The following is a 6,949-nucleotide window of genomic DNA, read 5'->3' as shown; positions in this document are numbered from 1 at the left end:
GTAAATGACCAAATAGATCTTTTTTAATATTAAGAACTATATATTCTCCAATTGAAGTTGTAAAATAATATCTCATTGCTGTTCCAATTGCTAAAATTAATATCAATAAATTTTGATATAAAAAAAATTTTAAAAAATCAGGATTCATTGAATGAAAAAAAAAGTGATCTATTATGTAGCTTAGATATTTACTAAAAATTAAAACAGAAGAGGAGGTGATAATTAATGCTGAAAACATAATGATCAACTTTATCTTTTGCTGTTTTAAATATGGTTTTAGAAATTTTAAGCTTGAAATTGATTGCATATTCACTTAATTAAGTTCTATGTTAGTAAAAGTATATTATTAATTAAATTATTAAAGTAAATAATCATCGTTTGTGTATAAAGTTATGTTTTTATTTGATACAAAGAAGGCAATTGCTAAGTTAGCTGTTAGTATTTTTCTATTTTTTAATATTTCTGCACTTGCTAATCAGTGCAATAATAATTTAATAGCAGACGTAGTTGAAAAATTAAGTCCAGCTGTTGTCAACATATCTACAACTCAATTAGTAGAAAATGGCAATGCAAATTTCTCTTTTCCCGAAATGCCAGAAGAGTTTTTTAAATTTTTTGAGGAATATAATAAAAGTCCATTTTTAAATAAGCCATCAAAGATTATTTCACTTGGGTCTGGGTTTTTGATTGATGATAAGGGTCATGTTGTTACAAATAATCATGTAATTGATAATGCGCAAGAAATAAACATAACGATTGGGGCTAATGAGAAGAAAATTTATAAAGCTAAAGTCATTGGGCGAGATAAGAAAACAGATTTAGCAGTGTTGAAAATTGATGCAAATAGCTCAATTCCTTATGTTAAATTTGGTGATTCTGATAAAGTGAGAGTTGGAGAATCTGTTATTGCTATCGGTAATGCATTTGGATTTGGAGGAACTGTAACTGCTGGAATAGTGTCAGCTAAAGGGAGAGATTTAGGAGGCCAGTTTTATGATGAATTTATTCAAACAGATGCCTCAATTAATAGAGGTAACTCAGGTGGACCAATGTTCAATATGGATGGAGAAGTGATAGGGGTAAATAGCGCAATTGTTTCACCAAGTGGGGGAAATGTCGGAATTGGTTTTGCAATACAGTCTAATACTGCAAAATTAATAATAAACAAATTGTTAAAGGATGGAAAAATTGAGCGCCCTTGGCTTGGAATAACGTTTCAGCCTTTGACAGAAGATATGGTTAAAGTATTTAATTTGGATAGTGCTAATGGAGCAATTGTGTCTAACATAATGAAAGACAGCCCTGCTGAAAGAGCTGGTATTAATATTGGTGATATAATAGTAAAATTTAACGGTAAAGTTCTTAATAATGTTAATCAATTTCCTAGGATTGTAGCAGGTTCTCCATTAAATACCAAAATACCAGTTGAAATTATTCGGAGAGGTAAAAAAATTAATACAAGTGTAGTATTGGAAATTCCTAAAAATGATCCATTTAATCAGGATGGAGAAGAGGTTGCAGTGGAAACAACTTACCATGGGATTGGCGTGGTGAATCTTAATAAAGAAGTACGAAATAGTTATTCAATAGGCGATGACATTAATGGAGTTTTGGTGACAAAAGTTGATAAAAATTGCGACGCTTATAGGAAAGGACTAAAAGTCGGGGATGTTATAAGTAGTATTAATCTGGATGAAGTTACTTCTGCCAAACAGTTTAGGGCATTGTTGACAAATATTAAATTAAAAGCGAAAGATGAAGGTGCAAAAGCTGGGGTTTTGGTTTCAAGAAAAAATAGTAACTTCTACATTACGATTGAATTGAGTTAATACACTAAATTTAAGGTTTACTGCTCTTTTAAAAACATAAATTCCTACAATATGGTTGCTTTTACTGAATTAAGGCGTATAATTCCATTGTGTTTACTGATTATAAATTAAATAGTTTTAATGACTCAAGATAAGCCAGAGCAAAATAGTACAATTAAAAAAACTTTAGGATTAAGTACTAAAAAATTAAGCCTAAAGTTGCCCAGTAAAAGTATACCTTCTGGTAATTTTATAAATAAGAAAAAGGGGACTGTTATTGTTGTAACCAAAACAAAATCATCAAAAAACTTTAGAGGAGATGTAGTAGGTGATTTAACATCTGATGAAAGACAAAATAGGCTAAAAGCTTTTTTAGATGCAGAAAAAACAAAAATTTTGGATACAAATAATAATTTAAGTGATGTAGTAAAAGGGTTGGATAATCTAACAATAGATGATTTAGAAAAAAATGAATCTCAAAATATTAATAACGATAATGAGATAAAAAATCTAGATCATATCGGAAGGGCAAAAAAGGAACTTAATGTTTTGCCAGAAATCGATGTTGAAGCATCTATAATTGCTAAGCCACGAGCTAAAGATATCATAGATATTAAAAGTAAATCAAATAAATTAGTGGATAAGCTTGATGAACTTGAGGACAAAAAAGGTGTTAAAAAGAAGAAGATTATACTTGATAAAAAAGAACTAAAAAAAATTTCCTTAACAAAGATATACGATTTAGAAAAGGAAGATGATGTTATAGAAACAAAAGTTACAACAATCAAAGTTAGTTCCAAGAATAGAAATAAGGATTCTAGAGGAAAGAAACAAGAAAAAATATATAGAGAAGTAAAAATTCCAGAACAAATTTCCATTCAGGAATTAGCTAACAGGATGACAGAAAAAGCTTCCTATGTGGTTAAAACCCTAATGAATTTGGGAGTTATGGCAACAATTAATCAAGTGATTGATGCAGACACTGCTGAATTGGTTGTACAAGAATTAGGTCATACTCCTATAAGAATTTCTGAGTATGAAATTGAAAGATCACTTTTAAATCAAGTTGATGATTCTCCAGATTCATTAATGCCAAGAGCTCCAATAGTAACCATAATGGGGCATGTAGATCATGGCAAAACATCATTGCTTGACGTGCTTCGACAAACAGATGTTGTATCAGGAGAGCACGGAGGTATTACACAGCATATAGGAGCATATAATGTTTCACTAGGAAATAATAGTTCCATAACATTCATAGACACACCTGGTCATGCAGCGTTTACTGCCATGAGAATGAGGGGAGCAAAGATTACAGATATTGTAATCATAGTAGTAGCTGCAGACGATGGAATAAAGGAGCAAACAATAGAAGCTATTAATCATGCTAAAGCAGCTGATGTTCCAATTATAGTTGCAATTAATAAAATTGATAAAGCTGCAACAAATGTTGAAAAAGTTAAGAATTCTCTATTTAACTATGAGTTAGTTCCTGAAGATATGGGGGGAGATACAATTGTAGTTCCTGTATCTGCAAAAGAAAAGAAAGGACTAAAAGAATTGGAAGATGCTATTTTAATCCAAGCTGAAGTTTTAGATTTAAAAGCTAATCCAAATAGAAGGGCGGAAGGTGTGGTAATTGAATCTAAATTGGATAAATCAAAAGGTGTATTGTCCACCTTATTGGTGCAAAAAGGCACATTGTATGTTGGTGATATTGCAATTATAAATGATGAATATTTTAAAATTAGAGCTCTAGTTAACGACAAAGGACAAAAAGTTGATAAAGCTGTTCCTTCAACACCTATTGAGGTATTAGGATTGAGCAATGCTCCTGAGGCTGGTGAAAAATTTATAGTCGTTGAAAATGATAAAATTGCTAAAAAGATTGTTGAGCTTGCTGAATATAGAAAAGGAAATATATTAAGCTCCACTAATAGCAAAGCTTCTTTTGATGACTTATTAAAGACTCAGATTGATAATTCAAAAACACTTAACCTCATAATTAAAGTGGATGTTCACGGCTCACTTGAAGCAATTAAGAATAGTTTGCAGAAATTGGCTAATGAAGAAGTTAAAATTAAAATTTCACATGCTATAGTGGGCGGTATAACAGAGTCTGATGTTTCTCTTGCTAAAGTTACAAATTCTATAATTTTGGGCTTTAATGTAAGAGCTGATGGTAAAACGGTAAAGAGTGCAAAAACCCTGGGCGTTACTATAAACTATTACTCTATAATTTATGATATCATTGACGATGTTAAAGCAATGGTAGGCGGGTTACTATCACCAATTAAAAGAGAAAATATTACTGGTTATGCTGAAATAAGGCAGGTAATTGCCCTAAGTAAAGTAGGTAAAGTTGCAGGATGCATGGTAACAGAGGGTGTTATTAGAAGAAAAGCAAATGCAAGACTTATTAGAAATAATATTGTTATTTATGATGGTAAATTAGGTGCTTTAAAGAGATTTAAAGATGATGTAAAAGAGGTCAAAGCTGGATTTGAATGTGGAATATCATTTGAAAAATTCTCTGATTTTAAAGAAAATGACAAGTTGGAAGTTTACGAATTTGTTGAAGAAGAAAATAAAAATTATGATTAGTAATTTATTACATCACGCCGTATATAATATTAATTAAATATTTATACAAATTAATATGCACTCAAATTTTAATCAATAACTGATATCGTGCGTGACAGCTAAGTACATAGTTTGTGTTGAGAGATTTGGATTTTTATGTATTCATGCTTTGAGTTAATTTAAAATTAAGTAAAAATGAAAAACAAGGTTTCAGCGCCAGTTGCAAAAAAAAATAAAAAGGTTATTGAGAATTTTAATGATAAAAGAGATGATTTTTATGATTGGTTGAGAGACAAGGATTACCCGAATGTGAAAAACAAGGAAATATTAAATTACCTAGAATCTGAAAATAATTATGCTAACCATGAATTATCTAAGTATTCAGATTTAATTGATGAAATATATAGTGAGATTAAATCAAAAATCAAAGAAGATGATGAAACTGTACCAATTAAAATTGGAAATTATTATTATTATTCATATATTAAAAAAGGAATGGATTATTGGATTCATTCCAGAAAGTATAAATCATTAGATAGTAAGGAAGAAATAATTTTAGATGAAAATGAATTAGCCAAAGGGCATAGTTACTGCAAAGTCAAAGGCATAAAAATTAGTCCAAATCATCAATTCGCTTTGTTTGCTGTTGATTATAAAGGTAATGAAGAGTACGAGATAAAAATAAAAAATATTGACCAGGGCGCGTTATTGAGTGATTTTATACCAAACACATTTGGGAAAGTTGTTTGGCATGAAAATAATGAGGGATTTTTTTACATACCAACTGGAAAAAATTGGAGAGCTAAGAAAGTTTTGTATCATAAATTAGGTGAAAGCTATGATGATGATAATTTGTTATATCAAGAAGAGGATATAACATTTAATGTAGGTATTGTTAAAAGCAATAGCAAAAAATACTTAATAATTTCTACTGGAAATAATGAAGAAAATGAATGCTATTATGTAGATTTAGCAACAGATAATCTTAATCCTAAGCTTTTTTTTGAAAGGAAAGAAGGTCATAGGTACTCAATCAGTGATCATGAAAATAAATTTTTTATACTTACAAATGATAAAGGTAAAAATTTTAGAATTGCTGAAATTGAAAAAAATAGTTTGATAAAAAATTGGAAAGATTTTATTGCTTATTCCAAAGCTCGTTATATTAGAAGTTTTGAGTTATACAAAAATCATATGGTTGTTACTAGCTCAAGTAATAAAAATGGTTTGTTGGATATAGAAATTATAAATCTAAATGATAATTCATCTAAAAATTTAACTTTTCAAGATGAAAGTTATCAGGTTGATGTGGTATTCACCACTTATGATGCAGACTCTGTGAGATATAATTATAGCTCATTGTCTACGCCATTTACAGTGAAGGAGTATAATTTTGAAACTAATGTTGAGAAAATTTTAAAAATTGATGAGATACCTTCAGGATTTAATTCAAATGAATATAGAGTAGAAAGGTTATATGCTGACTCAAGAGATGGAGAAAAAATACCTATTTCATTAATATATAGGAAAGATAAATTCATATTAGGTTCAAATAATCCACTATATTTATATGGATATGGCTCATATGGAATATCAATCCCATTATCATTTAGAAAGAGCATTTTTTCATTAATAGACAGGGGTTTTACCTATGCCATTGCACATATTAGAGGTGGTGATGATTTAGGTTATGAGTGGTATGAATCTGCAAAATTTTTAAATAAAAAAAGAACATTTTATGATTTTATTGATGTAGCTAAATTTTTAGTTGAAAAAAAATACGTAAAATATGCTAATATCACTATAGCAGGTGGTAGTGCAGGGGGGATGCTTGTTGGATTTTCAGTAAATGAGGAAGCCAGTCTTTTTAGAACAGCTGTGGCTCATGTTCCTTTTGTTGATGTGCTTAACACGATGCTTGATGAAGCTCTACCTTTAACCCCTGGTGAATATAAAGAATGGGGAAATCCTAAGAATGAGGATTATTATTTTTACATAAAAAGCTATTCTCCATATGATAATGTCATGAAACAAAATTATCCCAATTTCTATGTTACGGCTGGATTGACTGATCCAAGAGTGACATATTGGGAACCTGCAAAGTGGGTAGCAAAACTGCGAGAATATAAAACTGATAATAATAAAATTTTATTCAAAACTAACATGAATGCAGGGCATGCAGGAAAAACTGGTAGATACACTTATTTAAAAGAAATTGCAGAGGAATATGCCTTTGTAATTCAGAACGGAATGGAATAATTAAGCATTTGATTTAGCTTTTAATGTACTAGAGCGTTAGTAAAAACAACATTTATAGTGGACTGAAAAAGTCAGACAACAAAAAGAGTAGTTTTATTTCCTAAAAGATATAAAAATATAAATAAAAAATAAGAAGTATGAGTAAAAAAGAAAAAAGAAATTTTAGCGCTGAAGGAAGCATAAATATTAGATAGCGTATAAATAGGAAAAGTGCTAACCTTTGACCTAAAACAATACAGGTATCAAATGGATTTTGAAATAATAGTAAGAAAAAAAGAAAAAGGCGAGGTAGTATCAGA

At 29.8% G+C, this 6,949-nt stretch carries 4 protein-coding genes; 3 read left to right on the top strand and 1 reads right to left on the bottom strand.

Going from position 1 to position 6,949, the window contains the following annotated elements; translation table 11 throughout:
* A partial coding sequence (locus tag L8D11_RS02685; RefSeq protein ID WP_236870137.1) for a 6TM ABC transporter family protein occupies positions 1-238 on the bottom strand: 238 nt, incomplete at its 3' end.
* A 154-nt stretch (positions 239-392) separates the two neighbouring features.
* Between L8D11_RS02685 and L8D11_RS02680 the strand changes: the two genes are divergently transcribed.
* The 3 genes from L8D11_RS02680 to L8D11_RS02670 all read left to right on the top strand — a co-directional run bounded on the left by L8D11_RS02680 (position 393) and on the right by L8D11_RS02670 (position 6,650).
* Positions 393-1,829, top strand: coding sequence for a Do family serine endopeptidase (locus L8D11_RS02680; RefSeq protein WP_236870136.1), 1,437 nt, complete (start codon positions 393-395; stop codon positions 1,827-1,829).
* A gap of 120 nt (positions 1,830-1,949) precedes the next feature.
* Positions 1,950-4,412 (top strand): translation initiation factor IF-2, encoded by a 2,463-nt coding sequence (gene infB / locus L8D11_RS02675; protein ID WP_236870135.1) that lies wholly within the window; start codon positions 1,950-1,952, stop codon positions 4,410-4,412.
* A 174-nt stretch (positions 4,413-4,586) separates the two neighbouring features.
* Positions 4,587-6,650: a S9 family peptidase gene (locus L8D11_RS02670; protein WP_236870134.1), complete on the top strand. Its 2,064-nt coding sequence runs from the start codon at positions 4,587-4,589 to the stop codon at positions 6,648-6,650.
* Positions 6,651-6,949: the final 299 nt, after the last annotated feature.

This window comes from Candidatus Bandiella numerosa (assembly GCF_021811875.1).
Lineage (GTDB): Bacteria > Pseudomonadota > Alphaproteobacteria > Rickettsiales > Midichloriaceae > Aquirickettsia > Aquirickettsia numerosa_A.
The sequence above is the reverse complement of the archived record's forward strand: the minus strand, read 5'-3'. Positions and strand labels throughout refer to the sequence as shown.

Excerpts from the sequence above, each read along its gene's own strand:
- L8D11_RS02670 (WP_236870134.1), top strand. The coding sequence starts at position 4,587 with ATGAAAAACAAGGTTTCAGCGCCAGTTGCAAAAAAAAATAAAAAGGTT.
- L8D11_RS02680 (WP_236870136.1), top strand. The coding sequence starts at position 393 with ATGTTTTTATTTGATACAAAGAAGGCAATTGCTAAGTTAGCTGTTAGT.
- infB (WP_236870135.1), top strand. The coding sequence starts at position 1,950 with ATGACTCAAGATAAGCCAGAGCAAAATAGTACAATTAAAAAAACTTTA.